General features: G+C 36.4%; 17 protein-coding genes. 7 read left to right on the top strand and 10 right to left on the bottom strand.

The window, feature by feature from the left end:
- Positions 1 to 11 precede the first annotated feature (11 nt).
- The gene (locus N824_RS26585; protein WP_048908127.1) at positions 12 to 230 is read left to right on the top strand and encodes a DUF3820 family protein; all 219 of its coding nucleotides are present in this window, start codon (positions 12 to 14) and stop codon (positions 228 to 230) included.
- A gap of 226 nt (positions 231 to 456) precedes the next feature.
- Here the strand turns inward: N824_RS26585 and N824_RS26590 are convergent, their stop codons facing one another.
- Genes N824_RS26590 through N824_RS26600 form a run of 3 tightly spaced genes read right to left on the bottom strand, consistent with a single transcriptional unit; the run spans position 457 to position 2,385 of the window.
- Positions 457 to 1,266, bottom strand: a complete 810-nt coding sequence (locus tag N824_RS26590; RefSeq protein ID WP_048908128.1) for a phosphatidate cytidylyltransferase — start codon at positions 1,264 to 1,266, stop codon at positions 457 to 459.
- Positions 1,266 to 1,472 carry a DUF2007 domain-containing protein gene (locus N824_RS26595; RefSeq protein ID WP_048908129.1) on the bottom strand — a complete coding sequence of 69 codons (207 nt, stop codon included), beginning with the start codon at positions 1,470 to 1,472 and terminating at the stop codon, positions 1,266 to 1,268. Before N824_RS26595 ends, N824_RS26590 begins: the two co-directional genes overlap by 1 nt.
- Positions 1,453 to 2,385 (bottom strand): CPBP family intramembrane glutamic endopeptidase, encoded by a 933-nt coding sequence (locus N824_RS26600; RefSeq protein ID WP_048908130.1) that lies wholly within the window; start codon positions 2,383 to 2,385, stop codon positions 1,453 to 1,455. The genes N824_RS26595 and N824_RS26600 overlap by 20 nt, the downstream gene beginning before the upstream one ends.
- Positions 2,386 to 2,438: 53 nt before the next feature.
- Between N824_RS26600 and dusB the strand changes: the two genes are divergently transcribed.
- Both dusB and apaG read left to right on the top strand, forming a co-directional pair.
- Positions 2,439 to 3,446: a tRNA dihydrouridine synthase DusB gene (gene dusB / locus N824_RS26605; RefSeq protein WP_048908131.1), complete on the top strand. Its 1,008-nt coding sequence runs from the start codon at positions 2,439 to 2,441 to the stop codon at positions 3,444 to 3,446.
- 31 nt (positions 3,447 to 3,477) lie between these two features.
- Positions 3,478 to 3,864, top strand: coding sequence for a Co2+/Mg2+ efflux protein ApaG (apaG, locus tag N824_RS26610; RefSeq protein ID WP_048908132.1), 387 nt, complete (start codon positions 3,478 to 3,480; stop codon positions 3,862 to 3,864).
- Here apaG and N824_RS26615 read toward each other — a convergent pair.
- Positions 3,856 to 4,557 (bottom strand): zinc metallopeptidase, encoded by a 702-nt coding sequence (locus N824_RS26615; protein ID WP_048908133.1) that lies wholly within the window; start codon positions 4,555 to 4,557, stop codon positions 3,856 to 3,858. The genes apaG and N824_RS26615 overlap by 9 nt on opposite strands.
- Before the next feature lie 86 nt (positions 4,558 to 4,643).
- Between N824_RS26615 and N824_RS26620 the strand changes: the two genes are divergently transcribed.
- Together N824_RS26620 and N824_RS26625 are read left to right on the top strand one after the other, a co-directional pair.
- A complete protein-coding gene (locus N824_RS26620; RefSeq protein WP_048908134.1) occupies positions 4,644 to 5,783 on the top strand; it encodes an FAD-binding oxidoreductase in 1,140 nt (379 codons plus the stop codon).
- A gap of 43 nt (positions 5,784 to 5,826) precedes the next feature.
- On the top strand, positions 5,827 to 7,179 hold the full coding sequence (locus tag N824_RS26625) for a DNA recombination protein RmuC (RefSeq protein WP_235207322.1): 1,353 nt from the start codon (positions 5,827 to 5,829) through the stop codon (positions 7,177 to 7,179).
- Here N824_RS26625 and thiL read toward each other — a convergent pair.
- Entirely contained in the window at positions 7,174 to 8,214 is a 1,041-nt protein-coding gene (gene thiL / locus N824_RS26630) for a thiamine-phosphate kinase (RefSeq protein ID WP_048908135.1), read from the bottom strand. The two genes, N824_RS26625 and thiL, sit on opposite strands and share 6 nt — an antisense overlap.
- A gap of 150 nt (positions 8,215 to 8,364) precedes the next feature.
- Positions 8,365 to 9,357, bottom strand: coding sequence for a quinolinate synthase NadA (gene nadA, locus N824_RS26635; protein WP_048908136.1), 993 nt, complete (start codon positions 9,355 to 9,357; stop codon positions 8,365 to 8,367).
- Positions 9,358 to 9,860: 503 nt separating this feature from the next.
- On the opposite strand from nadA, the gene nadB reads away from it, so the two are divergent.
- Together nadB and N824_RS26645 are read left to right on the top strand one after the other, a co-directional pair.
- Entirely contained in the window at positions 9,861 to 11,447 is a 1,587-nt protein-coding gene (nadB, locus tag N824_RS26640; protein ID WP_048908137.1) for an L-aspartate oxidase, read from the top strand.
- Between the two features lie 2 nt (positions 11,448 to 11,449).
- The gene (locus tag N824_RS26645; RefSeq protein WP_048908138.1) at positions 11,450 to 11,959 is read left to right on the top strand and encodes a gamma carbonic anhydrase family protein; all 510 of its coding nucleotides are present in this window, start codon (positions 11,450 to 11,452) and stop codon (positions 11,957 to 11,959) included.
- 1 nt (position 11,960) lies between these two features.
- Here the strand turns inward: N824_RS26645 and N824_RS26650 are convergent, their stop codons facing one another.
- The 4 genes from N824_RS26650 to ybeY all read right to left on the bottom strand — a co-directional run bounded on the left by N824_RS26650 (position 11,961) and on the right by ybeY (position 18,287).
- A complete protein-coding gene (locus N824_RS26650; protein WP_048908139.1) occupies positions 11,961 to 13,589 on the bottom strand; it encodes an Ig-like domain-containing protein in 1,629 nt (542 codons plus the stop codon).
- A gap of 143 nt (positions 13,590 to 13,732) precedes the next feature.
- Positions 13,733 to 15,595 (bottom strand): tRNA uridine-5-carboxymethylaminomethyl(34) synthesis enzyme MnmG, encoded by a 1,863-nt coding sequence (mnmG, locus tag N824_RS26655; protein ID WP_048908140.1) that lies wholly within the window; start codon positions 15,593 to 15,595, stop codon positions 13,733 to 13,735.
- Between the two features lie 88 nt (positions 15,596 to 15,683).
- Positions 15,684 to 17,546, bottom strand: a complete 1,863-nt coding sequence (locus tag N824_RS26660; RefSeq protein ID WP_048908141.1) for an ABC-F family ATP-binding cassette domain-containing protein — start codon at positions 17,544 to 17,546, stop codon at positions 15,684 to 15,686.
- Positions 17,547 to 17,852: 306 nt separating this feature from the next.
- Complete coding sequence (gene ybeY, locus N824_RS26665) at positions 17,853 to 18,287, bottom strand: rRNA maturation RNase YbeY (protein WP_048908142.1); 435 nt, start codon at positions 18,285 to 18,287, stop codon at positions 17,853 to 17,855.
- Positions 18,288 to 18,290 lie beyond the last annotated feature (3 nt).

Raw genomic sequence — 18,290 nt, forward strand, 5'->3', positions numbered from 1 at the left:
TTTAAAGCGAAATGAATCCGCAAATACTGAAAGATCTGGTTACTATGCAAATGCCATTTGGCAAATATAAAGGGCGTATTATATGCGATCTTCCGGAATCTTATCTGATCTGGTTTCATAAAGAAGGTTTTCCTCCGGGAAAACTTGGCGAGATGATTGCAACACTTTATGAGATTAAACTTAATGGCCTGGAGTATCTGCTTCAGCCATTAAAAAACCCCAATCGTTAGCCTATTTTATCCCCAAAATCATTGTTTTTTAGCTGTTTTTTTTATTTAGGGCGATGTTGTTTAAGGACCTCAGCTTAAGTACAACCTTTCAAAGTCCATATTGAGCCCATGTTTTACCACAAAAACACGGTGTTAATATGAATTTAATATGCGTTCATTATTGATTTTGGCAAAGTAACAACCCAACTGTTTTCAGGGCTGATATCAATGCGGTATTTTTTTAAAATTAATGGAGCAAAAGATACAAATAGGTATACACCACAGGGGCGGCAATCAAGAGGCCATCAAACCGATCTAACAGGCCACCATGTCCAGGCAAAAAAGTGCCCGAATCCTTAACGTTAAGGCTTCGTTTAAGCATTGATTCTACAAGATCTCCAAGTGTGCCAAAGCTCGCTATTAAAAGTGCCATTCCGGCCCAAACCCAACTGCTTATTTCTGTAAATTGTAAAGATATAAGGTAAGATGCGAGCACGCTGGTAAACATCCCTCCAAAGAAACCTTCCCATGATTTTTTTGGGGAATGACGCTCAAAAAGTCGTGTTCTACCGAATTTCATTCCAAAAAGGTAAGCGCCTGTATCATTGGCCCATAGCATCAGCAAAAAGGATAGCGGTAAATGAAAGCTATATTCAGGGCTGCTAGCCAGAAAACCGAGCGAATAAAAGAAACAAAATGGGGTTGTTACATATACAAATCCTACAAAAGTATAGGAGATATTGGCAAACGGTATCTTATCTTTTTTATAGAGCTCGCTGATAAATACTGAAAATAATAGTGGAACTAGAAGCAACAGATACTTGGTTTCAAATTGCAGGTAATGGTATCCTGCGGTCATTAAAAATATTAATGTGGCAGCAAAAAGTGCAATATTTCTGTGTGGTCGTATTCCCGCTGTTTTGATTAGTTTAAAGAATTCAAATAGCGCGGCAAGACTTAAAAGCAGGTAAAAAAAAGTAAAGGTATAGCCACCTAAAAAGATGGATCCCAACATCACTATGGTAAAAAAGAACGCGGTTATTGCTCTGGTTTTCATTAAATATTATTTTCTAAAATGTATTCCTTCGCTTTTTCGGAGTCATCCGGATGTACTAGGACTGTTAAGATGCCAAAAGTTTTGTAAGATGAATCTTGTTTGTTTAATACTACGGTATCGATATCAATTGCCTCTAATCCTTGTTTAAGGATCTCAGCCTGAAATTGATCTTCCGTTTCATAAACCTTAATCCAATTGCTGCTCATAAGTTTTTGATGTTTTATTTTTAAAAAATTGGAATACAAAAATCGTTAAAATGAAACTGATCAGGTATCCATACCAGGCAAAATGACTTGTATTGTCTGCTTCAGACAAAGGTATATTGTTTTTTTGCATATACCATGCTACACATACTGCATAAGCATTATTTAAAAAATGGGCTAACATTGAGTACCATAAATTACCACTCCAATAATAGATATATCCGAAGCCGGCACCCAATAAGAACCGTGGTAAAAAACCATAAAACTGTAAATGTATAGCACTGAAAAGGAAGGCCGAGGCCCAAATTGCGACATGTGGGTTTTTAAAAATCCTTAAAAATGAACGCTGTACAGCCCCTCTAAACATCAATTCCTCTGCTATGCCTGGTAATAATGCAATTAACAAAAGGTTAACTACAAGCTCGCTGATGTGCTTCATTTTTAACAGGAGCAGGGTGGTTTGCATGGCCTGGTCTTCTTTCTCTCTCATCCAGGTTTCTATCCATTTCAGGTAATCGGGAAGTACCATTTTTTGATTAATCATGGCTGTCCACTCCATAATCGGCATAGAAACTATCATAATTAATAAAACGATGAGCAAAAGGTTCGGTTCTGGCTTTTTAAAACCGTAGAATACATTTATTTTCCTTCTTTCTGTTAAGGCTAGGAATAAGGGTGGGGCCAAAAACATTCCGATAGAAGTAGCGGCCAGCAAAATTTGTAATGCCGGACGATATTTCTCTTCACCACCAGAAAGTATTGTAGGATCGGTAAGCGATCCTAGTCCATACATGGCAACTATAATTGCGAGCGCAATAATAGAAAAAGCAAAAAGGCCCGCTATTATGTATCCAATGAGCATAAGTAGCTGCGTATAAGGACTATTTTCGTCTCGTTGCTTTTCTATGAAATTCATTATTTTGATTATTTGTACCTTTGCACTTTGAAATTTGCATTGAAGATAGAAAAATGTCTGTAAAGATAGGAAATATTGACCTGGGAGAGTTCCCTTTATTGCTTGCACCTATGGAAGATGTGAGCGATCCTCCTTTTCGTTTTGTTTGTAAACAAAGCGGGGTAGATATGATGTATACCGAATTTATTTCGTCGGAAGGGTTAATTAGAGATGCTGCAAAAAGCAGGGCTAAACTTGATATTTTTGAGTATGAGCGCCCTATTGGCATACAGATATTTGGAAGTGAGATCGATCATATGAGAGAGGCTACCGAAATTGCTACTCTGGCCAATCCAGATCTGATGGACATCAATTATGGCTGCCCGGTTAAGAACGTTGCTTGCCGAGGTGCGGGAGCTAGTTTGCTACAGGATATTGACAAGATGGTTAAAATGACCGAGGCTGTTGTAAAAGCGACACACTTGCCTGTAACTGTTAAAACCAGACTGGGATGGGACGACAATACCAAGAATGTAGAAGAAGTTGCAGAAAGATTACAAGATATTGGTATCCAGGCGTTAACAATTCATGGAAGAACAAGGGCCCAACTGTATAAAGGCGAAGCAGACTGGACGTTGATAAGAGAGATCAAACGTAACCCTCGTATAAAAATTCCAATCTTTGGTAATGGTGATGTAGATAGCATACAAAAGGCGGCAGACTGGAGACTGGAATATGAGATAGATGGCATCATGATTGGTCGGGCTGCTATTGGATATCCATGGATATTCAGGGAAATAAGACACTTTTTTAATACAGGCGAAATTTTAGCCGGACCAAGTGTGGAAGAGCGCGTAACAGTATGCAGAACACATTTTGAGAAATCAATTGCATGGAAAGGCCCTAAAGTTGGTGTATTCGAAATGAGACGCCACTATGCAAATTACTTCAAAGGTTTACCAGACTTTAAACCTTATAGAATGTTGCTTGTCAAAGAGGATAGTATAGAAACTATACATAGTATCCTAGACGAAGTGGCAGATAAGTATCATAACGTTCTCCCGGTTGGGGAAATGGCGTGATTTTTGAAAACATTTAATAAATAAAATTGTAATGGTTACAGCAATAACAGACGGTGTTAAAATTTCGGTAGAAACAGTGTATCAGGATGAATATTCTAATCCAGCAAATGATCACTATGTATTTGCCTACCGCATCAATATAGAAAACCTTTCAGATTACGCTATACAGCTTAAGAGACGTCAATGGTTCATTTTTGATTCCAGCGGTGTTCAAAGAGAAGTAGAAGGCGAAGGGGTTATTGGCTTACAGCCTGTAATTGAACCTGGAGAAAGTCATTCTTACGTGTCTGGCTGCAACTTAACAACTGATATGGGTACCATGAACGGAAGCTATTTAATGAGCCGCCTGTTTGATGATACTGAATTTACAGTTGATATTCCTAAATTTAGCTTAATAGCTTCTTACAGATTAAACTGACCTTTGGTGCCTTCCAAATAATATGGAAACGTAATAGATAAGATTAGTCATGGCACCTAATGCGGCTACTACATAAGTCATGGCCGCCCACCAAAGTGCATCTTTAGCCTGTGTATTTTCTTCGGTTGTATACAGTATCTCTTTATTGTTTTTTAACCATATAAGCGCTCTTCTGCTGGCATCAAACTCTACAGGTAAGGTAATTATACTAAAAATAGTTATTAGTGTTAAACCTATTACTCCAATTGTTAAAACAACAGGGTTAAACGTAAAAGCAATTAATAAAACGCCCAGAATTAATACCCACTGTAAAAGGTTTGAAGTTAGACTTACTAAAGGCACCATATTGGTTCTAAGGTTTAACCAGCTATATGATTTAGCCTGTTGCAAGGCATGCCCGCACTCATGAGCTGCCACTGCTGCTGCTGCAACACTACGGCCATAATAGACATCTGTACTTAGGTTAACCGTTTTATCTGAAGGATTATAATGATCTGATAATTGTCCATCGGTACTCATCACCCTCACATCAAATATCCCATTGTCGTGCAGCATTTTCTCTGCAACCTCTTTTCCCGAAAATCCCGAATTCAAGTGCATTTCAGCATATTTTGAAAACTTATTTCTAAATCTCCATTGTACAAACATGCTTAGTATTAGAACCGGGATTATTAAAATCAAATAAATTCCCATTTTTTTAGTTTTGTAATCTCATTAGTTTTTAATCAAAAAGCGTTCCCAATTTATCTGATAATCAAAAAATAACATAATTTTATATTATGTCGGCACTGATTTCTTATTGGGAAAAAAAGTACTTTTTTCACTATGATATTATTATCATAGGAAGTGGAATTGTGGGCCTAAATGCAGCAATCGGCTTAAAAAAAGAAACACCAAATTTAAGTATCGCTGTATTAGAAAGGGGCTTCTTACCCTCGGGGGCGAGCACAAAGAATGCTGGCTTTGCTTGTTTCGGAAGTATTTCTGAATTAATTGAACAAGAGAAAATTATAGGAACCGACGGTTTATATAAATTAATTGATAAACGCTGGAGTGGCCTCCTTAAGCTCAGAAAGCTATTAGGAGATAGCTCAATATCTTATGAAAATTATGGTGGTTATGAATTATTTAAGCCGTTAGAAAATGAATTATCTTCATTGTGTGTCTCCAAAATTGGCCATTACAACCAGATTTTGAAGGAAATATCGGGCAAGCAGGAGGTTTTTAAAACTTCAAGCGGCAAAATTTCTGAGTTTGGTTTTAAAGATGTGAGCATCCTTTTAGAGAATATTTTAGAGGCACAAATAGATACCGGAAAAATGATGCAGTGTCTGCTTAAAAAAGCAGCATCACAAGGGATAACTATTTTTAACTCCTGTACAGTTACAGCATTAAAAGAAGAGGGAAATCAGCAGGTCATTTTAACCCCAGAAGGAAATTTTAGATGTAAAAGGGTATTGATCTGTACGAATGCTTTTGTAAAGGATCTGGTGCCTTCTTTAGATGTGATCCCAGGACGTGGTCAGGTGATCGTTACAAAACCAGTAAAAAACTTAAAAGTAAAGGGTACTTTTCATTACGATAAAGGGTATTATTATTTTAGAAATATAGATGAAAGGCTTCTTTTAGGAGGTGGAAGAAACCTTGATTTTAAAGCTGAGGAAACCGCTGAATTTGGAACCACCGAGTTGGTACAAAATGCACTAACAAAATTGTTGTCGAAAGTAATTTTACCTGAAACACCTTTTGAAATAGACCAAACCTGGAGCGGAATTATGGCATTTGGGCCTACTATAAATCCTATAATTAAAGAAGTAAAACCCAATGTTTTCTGTGCTGTTAGGTGTAACGGAATGGGAATTGCAATGGGCGCCCAAACCGGAGAGGATGCCGCCAGGCTTGTTATAGATTCTCTATAAACTAATCAAAAAATACTATTTATTTTTGCAATTTAAAGTTATTATGGCCACATTTGATAACAATATTAGTATGGAAATAGCAGGAATAGTATTATTAGTTATCATTTTAGCCTCACTTATTTTTTTATTGTTTAAGAAACCGGCGGCTAACCAAAATCATATTGCACTTTTGGAGTTAAAGGAATTGGAACACCAAAAGTCGATGAATTGGTTAAAGGATGAAAAATTGAAACTAGAAGATGAATTGAGTGATCTTCGCCTCAATTATATGAATGAGCGCAGTAAGGTGATAAAAGCCGAAGAGTCGCTTGTTGCCCAGCGTGAAAAACAGATTGAACAGGATAAATATATTGCGGAACTACAACAAAGATTTAAGCTGGAATTTGAAAATATAGCCAATAAAGTTCTCGAAGAAAAAACAGTAAGATTTACAGAACAAAACAAGACTAATCTTGACATTATTTTAAATCCATTTAAAGAAAACATCAAAGCTTTTGAAGAAAAGGTTGATAAGGTTTACAAATCTGAATCAGACGAAAGAAATATTTTAAAAGGCGTGATCTCACAATTAATGGATCAGACCAAGCAAATTCAGGAAGATGCTAATAACTTAACCAGGGCCCTTAAAGGCGATAATAAAAAGCAAGGAAACTGGGGCGAAGTAATACTGGAACGTGTTTTAGAAAGATCTGGCTTGGTAAAGGATAGAGAATATAGAATACAGACCAGTTTGAGCTCATCTGATGGGGGTAGAATGCAACCGGATGTTATTATTGACCTTCCGGATGATAAGCATATAATAATTGATTCTAAGGTCTCTTTGCTGGCCTATGAACGATTGGTTACTTCAGATACTGATGAGGATAAAGAATTATATTTAAAACAACATCTTGCTTCCATAAAAGCCCATATACAAGGTTTATCTGCTAAAAACTACCATGATCTATATCAGATCAACTCGCCTGATTTTGTATTGTTATTTATACCCATTGAATCTTCTTTTGGTATTGCGGTACAGCAGGATGCTGAACTTTTTAATTATGCCTGGGACAGAAAAGTAGTTATTGTAAGTCCTTCTACTTTACTGGCTACTTTAAGAACTATTGCAAGTATTTGGAAACAGGAAAGACAAAATAGAAATGTACTTGAAATTGCTCGTTTAAGTGGCAGTATGTATGATAAGTTTGTTGGCTTTTTAACTGATATGGAGGGGATAGGAAAGAACATTAAGCAAAGCCAGGATGCTTATGATAAAGCTCTAAATAAGCTTTCTACCGGTGCCGGAAACCTTTCTAATACTTCAGAGAAAATAAAGAAATTAGGTGCCAAAGCTACTAAGCAGATTGACACCAAATTTCTGGATTCTACCTTACCTGATGAGGAAGATAGTTTATAATTTAAATGCATTCCATCCTTGTGCCTTTAATTCATGCACAACATTGGATTTAGATATCATTTTACATCCCGAATTTTTATCAGTGATGTGACCAATAATGGTAATATCAACATCGTTTTTTAGTTTAGGATAGTCTTCCTGTTTAATTGTAAACAGTAATTCATAGTCTTCTCCACCACTTAGAGCACATACTGTTGGATCTAAACCTAGTTCACGTGCAGTCTCATAAGTCATTGGATCTATTGGTATTTTCTCTTCGTAAAGGTTACATCCTTTTTCTGATTGCTGGCAAATGTGTAATATTTCAGAAGCCAATCCATCTGATACATCAATCATTGAGGTTGGTTTTATGTCCATTTGTGCAAGAAGATCAACTATATCTCTTCTTCCTTCAGGTTTTAACTGACGTTCAATTATGTAATCCTTACCTTCTAAATCTGGCTGAATATTAGGATTTTCAAGGAAAATAAGCTTTTCTCTTTCTAATATCTGCATCCCAACATAAGCACCTCCTAAATCTCCTGAAACACATAAGAGATCACCTTCACCAGCTCCATTTCTATAAACAACATCATTTTTTTCTGCATAACCAATACTGGTTACGCTAATTACCAATCCTTGTTTACTTGCTGAAGTATCACCTCCAATAAGATCAATGTTAAATTTATTACAGGCCAGTTCAATTCCTTTGTAAATTTCTTCAACTGCTTCCAAAGGAAATTTGCTCGACAAACCGATGGAAACGGTTACCTGAGTTGCAATACCATTCATTGCATAAATATCACTTAAATTTACTTGAACTGCTTTGTAACCTAAATGCATTAGCGGTACATAAGCTAGGTCAAAATGAATTCCTTCGAGCAACAGATCTGTAGAAATCAATACTTGTTTGTTGTCAAAATTTAATACTGCTGCATCATCACCTATGCCTTTTATACTGCTTTCATGTCTTATTTTGAAGGTATCTGTTAAATGCTTTATCAGCCCAAATTCTCCCAGCTCTGAAATATCAGTTCTTTCCTTATTCTCAAACATTATCTTATTTCTTTTACAATTATGTTATTATAATAATTATATTATTCTTTTACAGCAAATTAACATAGTTATCAACATTCTTTTTTATATCATTTTTCCCCACATCATGCTGAATTCGTTTCAGGATGATGTGGTGGTGATAGCAAATTTTTACAACCCTAAACTTGCAGATATCTCAAGCATTCTTTCAATTGGTTTTCTTGCTCTTACAATGATATCTTCAGGTACAGTTACCTCTGGAGATCCATTTTTTAAACACAAATAAAGCTTTTCTAACGTGTTTCTTTTCATATATGGGCACTCATTACATGCACAACTGTTGTTTGGTGGCGCAGGTATGAAGGTTTTTCCAGGATTAGCTTTCTCCATTTGATGAATAATACCACTTTCTGTTGCTACAATGAATTCCTGAGCATCGTTGTTTATGGAATATTTTAACAATCCTGTGGTAGAACCAATGTAATCGGCCATTTTTAGTACCGCTTCTTCACATTCAGGATGTGCAATAAATTTTGCGTTAGGGTGGCGCTCTTTAAGTTTTGTTATTTTTTCTCTGGAGAATATTTCGTGCACCATACACGCTCCATTCCACAATACCAGATCTCTACCGGTTTTCTTTGCTACCCATGCACCAAGATTTTTATCCGGTCCAAAGATAATTTTCTGATCTTTTGGCAAACTTTCAACAATTTGAACAGCATTTGTGGAGGTACACACGATATCGCTCAATGCCTTTAGCTCTGCTGTGCAGTTTACATACGTTATTACGAGGTGATCAGGGTATTTTTCTTTAAATTTTTTAAACAAATGTGGTGGGCAACTATCTGCTAATGAGCATCCTGCCTTAACATCTGGTAACAAAACAGTTTTATTGGGAGAAAGAATTTTAGCTGTTTCTGCCATAAAATGCACTCCAGCAAAAACAATGATATCTGCCTCGGTCTTAGCAGCTTCCTGCGATAGCCCTAAACTATCTCCAATATAATCTGCAATATCTTGAATATCAGGATCCTGGTAATAATGAGCTAATATTATCGCATTCTTTTCCTTTTTTAATCTTTCAATTTCCTCAAAAAGGTCAAGTGTGGGATCGATCTTTTCATCTACAAAACCTTTTCTGTTAATTTCCTCTAAGGTGTCCATTTTAATGAGTTGATATTTTCTGTTTTAATATTTCTTTTTTAGTGCAGCAAAGAACAGCATAAATTTTAATTATCTGTTTTGGAACTTTTGTAAATGTACGGAGCTTTCAACACTTCAATAAAATATAATTATTATATATAAATAGATTTCTATTGTTTATTAGTGTGTTAGTATTGTTTAAAAGTACTTCAAAAAAATGCTTCTTTATGAGTTATTAGTAACTTATTAACATTTAGATTACATTTTTATTAAAAATATCGACTGATTTACAACGATATATTAATTCACTCTAAAACTTATCAATACCAATATGTGTATTCTTAGTTGGTGAATAAAAAGTTAATAACCGATACGTTTATGCTTAAAAATAAGTTAAAATATTGTGTCGAATTACCATTTTAGCTTAGCTTTAAACATTCAAATAAAATTGTTCTATTTATTTAGACAAGTAGTTAACAATTATATCAACGTTGTTAACAAAGGAGTGGAAATAACACATTTTAATGAGAAAAGTAGATTTTTTGGTCATAGGATCAGGTATTGCCGGTTTGAGCTTTGCATTAAAGGCAGCTAAATATGGTAAAGTATTAATTGTTACTAAGTCTAACGAAGACGAATCTAATACTAAATATGCCCAGGGTGGAGTGGCTGTTGTTGTAGATAAAGATGATTCTTTTGAGAAGCATATTGAAGATACATTAATTGCCGGAGATGGTTTATGCGATAAACATATTGTAGAAGTAGTTGTAACTGAGGGTCCTCAGCGTATACAAGAGATCATCGACTATGGGACTAACTTTGATAAGGATGGCACCGGAGTGTATGATCTGGCCAAGGAAGGCGGGCATTCTGAACATCGTGTTTTACACTATAAAGATGTAACAGGCTACGAAATTGAAAGTGTGTTATTGAAGCAAATTCATCAGAACCAGAACATAGAGATATTAACACATTACTTCTGTTTGGAGTTGATCACTCAGCATCACCTGGGGATACATGTTGATAAAGCGACCGAGGTTATTAACTGTTACGGGATATATGCCTTTAATACAGAGCTTAACGATGTGGAAAAGATATTGGCAAATGTGACTATCATGGCTTCTGGAGGTGCGGGACATATCTATTCCAGTACTACAAATCCGGTTATTGCAACTGGCGATGGAATGGCAATGGTTTATAGAGCTAAAGGAAAAGTAAGGAATATGGAATTTATTCAGTTCCATCCAACAGCTTTATATCATCCGGGAGAGTATCCCGCTTTTCTAATTTCTGAAGCTGTCAGGGGTTTTGGTGGTGTACTTAGAAGGAAAGATGGTGAGGAGTTTATGTATGAATATGATAAACGTGGATCATTGGCGCCAAGGGATATAGTAGCCCGAGCTATTGATGCTGAGATGAAAAAATCGGGTGAGGATTTTGTTTATCTGGATATAACAAATAGAAAAAAGGCTGATATTTTGGCTCATTTCCCCAATATATATGCTAAATGTTTGTCCATTGGTATAGATATGACCAAGGATCTTATACCGGTTACTCCTGCGGCTCATTATATGTGTGGTGGAATATTTGTGGACGAATTTGGAAGATCGTCTATAAAGAATTTATATGCTTGTGGCGAGTGTTCTTCGACGGGTTTACATGGAGCCAACAGGTTGGCCTCTAATTCTTTATTAGAAGCCCCTGTATTTGCTCATCGTATATTTGAACATGCTGTAGCTAATTTTATGAATAATGTGATTCCTGATAGCATTCCTGAATGGAATGATCATGGGGTTACACAATCAAATGAAGACATATTAGTTACTCATAATTTAAGAGAAACTCAGAAATTAATGAGTGATTATGTTGGTATAGTTCGCTCTGATTTCAGGTTGGAAAGAGCGATGAGACGTTTGTATTTATTGCATCAGGAAACAGAGGATTTTTATAAAGGAAATAAGGTTTCTGTAAAGCTTTGCGAACTAAGAAATGTAATTCAGGTAGCTTTCATCGTTATAAAATCGGCTATGGCCAGAAAAGAGAGCAGAGGACTTCATTTTACTACTGATTACCCTAATCATTCAGAACAATTAACAGATACAATTTTTTAATTATGCCAATTATATTACCAGTTAAAGATGTACATCCAAAATGGGGTGAAAATTGTTTTATTGCCCCTAATGCTACAATAGTTGGAGATGTGGTTATGGGAAAAAATTGCTCTGTTTGGTTTAATGCCGTGATTAGAGGGGATGTAAATAAAATTACGATAGGTGACGACAGCAATATTCAGGATGGTGCGGTGATTCATGCTACTTACCTGAAAGCGGCTACCAAGATAGGAAATAGAGTATCTGTGGGTCATAATGCGATTGTACATGGATGTACCTTAAACAATCATATATTGGTTGGTATGGGTGCTATTATAATGGATAATGCAGTGGTCGAAGATTATACTATTATCGCTGCAGGGGCTGTTGTTTTGGAGAATACACACTGTGAAAGTGGATTTATTTATGCCGGTACGCCTGCAAAAAAAATAAAGCCCATTACTGATGTGCAAAGGGCTTTATTAAATAAGTTGCCGGATAATTATATTATGTATTCTGACTGGTTCAGATAGCTTATTCTTTTGGAATAGTTATTACTTCATTTCTTTCCCAGTTAGGCCTGATAGATAGCTCCTTAGGCTCGTTCCATATTTTTTCTGGTTGTATCCCCAAGGCAACACTTCCGGTATCCCATACGCCATTTTTATTGGTGTCGTAGGTTATTCTTATGAAGTATTTTCCGCCTTTATAATTACTGAAAGTAACAGATGTATCTTGTTTTACAACTATTGTATTTACGATGCTTTTATTGCCATCAATAATTTCAAGAATATAACTTTTTTGTTTTTCAGGAGGCACAATTTTGACTTTTAGTGTTCCGTAATCATCTTTCTTGCCCAGCTCAAGTGAGGTTTTTATTTCCTTGTTTTGAGCTTTAAAGATGGCTGTAAATGCGCCAGGGGCGAAGGTGATGTCATACATGGTTTTTTGTTTCCACGGATACCTGAAATAGTAGGAGAGTTGGTCTAAACTATCCTTGGTCAGCGTAAAGTTTTTGGTGTCTACCGAATCTTCTAATAGGGTTATTTTACTGGCATCAAAGCTTTCTATTGGAAAATTGAAGGTAAATTTTAGGGTTCTCCCCGGTGGCAGAGCACGGTTATCGAGATTATTTAATGCGGTTAATGATCTGGTATATGTCTCTTTTTTACCTCTGGTTAGTGTTGCTGTTTGAAGCAATTTTCCGTTTTCTTTAATGCTTACTTTTGTTGAATCGAAGCTTAAATCTGTAAGCCAAACCTTTAGTGAATCGTTGTTCTTGCTGAACTTAATTTTCTTTGAAGCGTCTAAAGCAGGAGGATCGAGAATTATTGCTTCCGGCTTCTTTAGCTTTTGATTAAAAGTTAACAGGATACTTCCGTCTGGATTTAGGCGTTTGTCAATGATCCTAAATACGGTGGCGTCCTCTTTAAATACTTTTAGATTCATGCTATCCATATTCTTGGTTAGAACGATTGAATCCTTTAGAAAACCAATTTCGTCGGTAGCTTGCTGGTAGATTTTATCACCACTTTTTTCTTTGAGGACGTATAGTTTATAGGTATCACTCCTTAAATTCTTTAAACTGTAATTACCACTGCTATCTGTAAGGGTATAAATAGACGGTTTGCCTTTTCCAAATAGTGTATCTCTATTTAGGGGCAATATAAATGCAACGGCGTCCAATTCAGGTTCTCCGGTTAATGAATTTGTTACTTTTCCTTTTATGCTTAGTGAATCAAGTTTTGGGCCTGTTGAAAATACATAGGTTAAATTTTTGACTACGTTAGATTCATTAACATCGGCAACGGACTTTCCAAAGTTTAAGGTATATGTTGTATTTTTTTCTAGACTATCTGGAAAGGATATTTCTAATTTTTTTCCTTTCGTTTTTAAAACAGGGGGTTTAGGCATTTCGGGCGAAACAGAAAATTCTTTAAACTCATTCTGTAATTTGAAATACTCATCAAGTTCTATAACAACTTTTTTGGATGTGAAATTTGTCGTCTCGTCTTTTGGTTCCATGCTTAGAATCTTGGGTGGGGTGGTGTCTCTGGGCCCGCCCTGAGGTTGCTGAATACTTGCACAGCTATAAATTAAAGAAACTATCAAAAATAAGATAGTGAAATTCCTTAAGAAGACTATGTTGTTATTTTTAGTCATTTATATAAGTTGTATTGAATTTAAACCTGTTTTTAATAGATATCATTAAAATTTTTTAAAAGTGGCTTATATCGCTTTAAAACAAGCCCTGTTTTTGTCTGTTTTTTAAACATCTAAGTAATTATTGTCCAGTTAGTTACCTGTTATTTGCTAATATGTACCATTAAAACAGATATATCGGATGGCGAAACACCTGAAATTCGGGATGCTTGTCCGAGTGTTCTTGGTTTTATTTTTAACAATTTTTCACGAGCCTCTTTTGATAAAGATACTAATTGAGAATAATCAAAATTTGGATTGATATCTTTGTCTTCCATCTTTTGCATTTTATTTACAATTTCCTGTTCCTTTTCAAAATAACTCTCATACTTGATTTTTATTTCAGCTTGCTCAATAGTTTCTTTGTCAAATTGATCTAGAAACTCATTGAAGTTAGGACTAACAGTTCTTATGTGATTTATTCCTACTTGCGGGCGACTTAACAGGTTGAATACTTTTACCGTCTGATTTAATGCGCTTGTTCCTAAATCTTGCAGGAGTGCATTTGCCTGGGTCATGTCAATTGCTTGTTTTTTAGAGAACTCTACAATAGCATCTGAATTCGCTACTTTTTGTTTAACCAGATCTAAACGTTCATCGTTTATTAAGCCCAGACTATGACCAATAGGGGAGAGTCTGATATCGGCATTATCTTGTCTAAGTAAAAGTCTGTGTTCTGCTCTGGATGTAAACATTCTATATGGCTCTTCAGTGCCTTTAGTTACCAGATCATCTATTAAAACACCAATATAGGATTCAGATCGCTTCATGATCAGCTCATGTTTGTCTTTTACCTTTTGATGGGCATTGATTCCTGCTATAAAACCCTGACTAGCAGCCTCTTCGTATCCTGTGGTGCCGTTTATTTGGCCAGCAAAAAACAAATTGCTTATTAACTTCGTTTCTAAGGTTAAAGATAATTGGGTAGGCGGAAAATAATCGTACTCAATTGCATAACCAGGTCTGAACATCTTGGCGCTTTCGAATCCTGGGATCTTAGTTAGTGCTTTGTATTGTACATCTTCGGGCAATGAGGTAGAGAAACCATTCACGTAGATTTCACAGGTATTCCAGCCTTCTGGCTCGACAAATATTTGATGCCTTTCGCGTTCGGCAAACCTATTTATCTTGTCTTCTATAGATGGACAGTATCTTGGACCCAGGCCTTTGATCCGGCCGGTAAACATCGGCGATTTTTCAAACCCTTCTTTTAAGGTCTCGTGTACTTCGGAGTTTGTATAGGTGATCCAGCAGCAACGTTGCTCAGTTGGTCTGGCTACATTAGTGAAGGAAAATCTACCGGGATTTTCATCGCCCCATTGCTCTTCCATAACACTGTAATTTAAAGATCTTCCGTCTACTCGGGGAGGGGTGCCGGTTTTCATTCGGCCTGCTTCAAATCCTAACGCTGTAAGTTGTTCTGTAATTCCGGTTGCTGCTTTTTCTCCGGTACGGCCACCTCCAAATTTTTTCTCGCCGACGTGGATAACACCGTTTAGAAATGTTCCATTTGTGAGTACTACAGACTTACCTTTTATCTCGACGCCTAGGGAAGTTTTAACTCCCACTACAGTATTGTTTTTAATGATTAGGCTGCTAACCATGTCTTGCCAGAAATCGACATTTGGAGTTCGCTCTAAAGCAAGTCGCCATTCTTCGGCAAATCTTTTCCGGTCATTTTGAGTTCTTGGGCTCCACATTGCCGGGCCTTTAGAAAGATTTAGCATTCTGAATTGAAGAGTTGTCTTATCGCTTATAATTCCAGAGTAACCGCCCATAGCATCGATCTCCCGAACTATTTGTCCTTTGGCTACTCCACCCATTGCCGGGTTGCAACTCATCTGTGCAATGGTCTCCATGTTCATCGTGATCAATAAAACAGAGGAGCCAAGGTTTGCTGCTGCCGCCGCAGCTTCGCAACCTGCGTGTCCCGCACCGACAACAATTACATCGTATTCATTAAACATAGCTTAGTATATTTTATATGTTCCACGTGAAACTCTGCGATGATTTTCCGGAGCGTTTCACGTGGAACGTGTTTGTAAAGTTATTAATTTATTTTTCTGAAAGCTCCAACCATCTCTCCATTACAGTGTTCATTTCGGAATTTAAGCTTTCTATAGACTTGGTTACGGCTTGAATTCCAATATAGTTTGAGTTATCAATTTCTAACAATGATTGTGTCAGTTTTTCTACTTCTGTTTCAATTTGAGGAATCCTTGCTTCCAAATCTTCTAATTCTTTCTGCTCCTTGTAGCTTAATTTTTTTTGTGCCACAGAGGTAGGGGCGGGCGTTTGCGATTCTTTCTTTTTTACTTCTGGCTTTTCTTTTGCAGCATCTAGACTTAATCTGTACTCCGAATAGTTTCCATTGTAAATTGTTACTTCACCATTTCCTTCCATTATAAATAATTGCTCGCTCATTTTATCTAACAGATATCTATCATGCGATACTAGTATTAAGACGCCTGGGAAATTTTCAAGAAATTCTTCAAGAACATTTAAAGTGTCGATATCAAGATCATTTGTAGGCTCATCTAGAATTAAGAAATTTGGATTTTGCATTAAGACTTTCATCAGGTGCAAGCGCTTCTTCTCTCCACCGCTTAGTTTCTCCACCATGCCATGTTGCTTCTTAGGAGGGAAGAGAAATAACGTTAAAAGTTGAGAGGCTGATATGGTTTGTCCGTCTGCCATTTTAATATATTCGGCATCAGATTTTACAATATCAATAACACGTTCTTTTTCATTAAAAGCTAAACCCCCTTGTTTATAGTAACCATAAACAGTTGTTTCTCCTGTCCCAACTTTTCCTTTTTCAGGTTTAAGAAATCCGGTAATAATATTTAGCAACGTGGATTTTCCTGTTCCATTTTTACCAGCAAGACCAATTCTGTCGGCGCGTTTAAATGTATAACTGAAATCACTGATGATTTTTTTATCATCAAATGACTGGCCTATATGGTCTAGCTCAAGAATTTTGTTTCCCTGGCGCGACATTTTTACATTTAAAGTAATACTTTGATTGTCAGTCCGTTGCTTTGTTTTGCTATCTAAGTCGTAAAATGCATCAATTCTTGCCTGAGATTTGGTAGTACGTGCCTGCGGCATCCTTCTCATCCACTCTAATTCTTTCTTTAAAAGATTTTTGTTCTTTTGAAAAGTACTCTCATCAGCTGCTTCTCTTTCGGATTTCTTTTCAAGGAAGTAGGCATAGTTGCCATTGTAATTATATATTTTTCCTCTGTCTAACTCAACAATTGTATTACATACATTGTCGAGAAAATAACGATCGTGCGTAACCAATAGGATCGTTTTATTTCCCGATGTAAGCAATTTCTCTAACCATTCAATCGTATCTATGTCCAGATGATTCGTTGGCTCATCTAATACATAGATTTCAGGATCTTCAATAAGGAGTTTCGCCAGGGCCAAGCGCTTTTTCTGTCCTCCGGAGAGGGTAGAAATCTGTTGCTGTAAATGAGTGATCCCCATCCGGCTAAGAATGGTTTTTATCTCATGTTCATACTCCCAGGCATTGTGTTCGCTTAATTCCTCGTATAAGCGATTTAATGTCTTTTCATCTGGATTAGGGTTTTCTATCAGCTCTTCGTATTCTTTGATGAGCTGTTGCTGCTTGTTTTCCAACGAAAATATGAAATCACTAATGGAGTGACCTTCGGTGAAAGAAGGCTCCTGATCAAGAAATCCAATCTTTACTGATTTATTTTTTACAATTTTACCCTCAAGAGGTGAGAATCTTTCGGCAAGTAACTTTAATAGGGTGCTCTTTCCGGCGCCATTTATTCCGACTAGCGCTACGCGCTGCCCGGTTTGTATGCCCAGAGTTAAATTTTTAAAAAGCCATTCATCGTGATAAGCATGGCCTAAGTTTTCGGCTGCAATTAGTGTGCTCAAAGTCTGTGTTTAACGAGATTATAGATAAGAAATTACTACAAAAGTAAGCAATAATTATTTGGTATATAGCTGGGCTTATTCAATATAAAGGATTTTGATCTTACACCAGCATAAGTTTAGGTCTTTGAATTGTAACGAAAATGTTATATTACGATTTCGTAAAATAAGAACAATGATGCTTTTGAAGATAAAAGAGGTTAAAAAACGGCCTTATTAGCAGGCTTTAGAAACAATAATTGGAGGCAATCCAATACTTATGTCGTAAAGAAGACAAGTCTCGGCAATAAGCTTAAAAACAGCCAAATATCAAGGATTGGATAAAAGTGCAAGATAATGGTCTTCGCGCGCGGTCATGAGTGTTTTTGCAGCCTTAGTTTTGTCCTTAAATCCTAAAAGATGAAGCGCTCCGTGAATCATTACCCTACACAATTCCTGCTCAACGGTGTGCTTAAATGTTGCCGCATTTTCCTTTATTCTTTCAATGCTGATAAATATATCCCCCACAATCGTTTTAATCTCTTCTGAGTTGTCAAAAGTGATTACATCAGTATATGTGTCATGATTAAGATAATCCTGGTTTATGCGCAGCAGGTATTCGTCGGAGCAAAGTATAAAATTCAATTCCTTTAAAAGATACCCTTCTGCTGCAATGGCAGATTTGAGCCAATCCTTAATGTCGGTCTTCTTTTTTATGGTATAGTTGGTGTCTTCTGTAAAAAAATTAATGCTCGGTTTGCTCATCAG

Origin of the sequence: Pedobacter sp. V48 (genome assembly GCF_000523515.1) — a bacterium.
GTDB lineage: Bacteria > Bacteroidota > Bacteroidia > Sphingobacteriales > Sphingobacteriaceae > Pedobacter.

Bases quoted from the DNA above. Each gene is read 5' to 3' on its own strand.
- N824_RS26585 (WP_048908127.1), top strand. From the start codon at position 12: ATGAATCCGCAAATACTGAAAGATCTGGTTACTATGCAAATGCCATTT.
- N824_RS26590 (WP_048908128.1), bottom strand. From the start codon at position 1,266: ATGAAAACCAGAGCAATAACCGCGTTCTTTTTTACCATAGTGATGTTG.
- N824_RS26595 (WP_048908129.1), bottom strand. From the start codon at position 1,472: ATGAGCAGCAATTGGATTAAGGTTTATGAAACGGAAGATCAATTTCAG.
- N824_RS26600 (WP_048908130.1), bottom strand. From the start codon at position 2,385: ATGAATTTCATAGAAAAGCAACGAGACGAAAATAGTCCTTATACGCAG.
- dusB (WP_048908131.1), top strand. From the start codon at position 2,439: ATGTCTGTAAAGATAGGAAATATTGACCTGGGAGAGTTCCCTTTATTG.
- apaG (WP_048908132.1), top strand. From the start codon at position 3,478: ATGGTTACAGCAATAACAGACGGTGTTAAAATTTCGGTAGAAACAGTG.
- N824_RS26615 (WP_048908133.1), bottom strand. From the start codon at position 4,557: ATGGGAATTTATTTGATTTTAATAATCCCGGTTCTAATACTAAGCATG.
- N824_RS26620 (WP_048908134.1), top strand. From the start codon at position 4,644: ATGTCGGCACTGATTTCTTATTGGGAAAAAAAGTACTTTTTTCACTAT.
- N824_RS26625 (WP_235207322.1), top strand. From the start codon at position 5,827: ATGGCCACATTTGATAACAATATTAGTATGGAAATAGCAGGAATAGTA.
- thiL (WP_048908135.1), bottom strand. From the start codon at position 8,214: ATGTTTGAGAATAAGGAAAGAACTGATATTTCAGAGCTGGGAGAATTT.
- nadA (WP_048908136.1), bottom strand. From the start codon at position 9,357: ATGGACACCTTAGAGGAAATTAACAGAAAAGGTTTTGTAGATGAAAAG.
- nadB (WP_048908137.1), top strand. From the start codon at position 9,861: ATGAGAAAAGTAGATTTTTTGGTCATAGGATCAGGTATTGCCGGTTTG.
- N824_RS26645 (WP_048908138.1), top strand. From the start codon at position 11,450: ATGCCAATTATATTACCAGTTAAAGATGTACATCCAAAATGGGGTGAA.
- N824_RS26650 (WP_048908139.1), bottom strand. From the start codon at position 13,589: ATGACTAAAAATAACAACATAGTCTTCTTAAGGAATTTCACTATCTTA.
- mnmG (WP_048908140.1), bottom strand. From the start codon at position 15,595: ATGTTTAATGAATACGATGTAATTGTTGTCGGTGCGGGACACGCAGGT.
- ybeY (WP_048908142.1), bottom strand. From the start codon at position 18,287: ATGAGCAAACCGAGCATTAATTTTTTTACAGAAGACACCAACTATACC.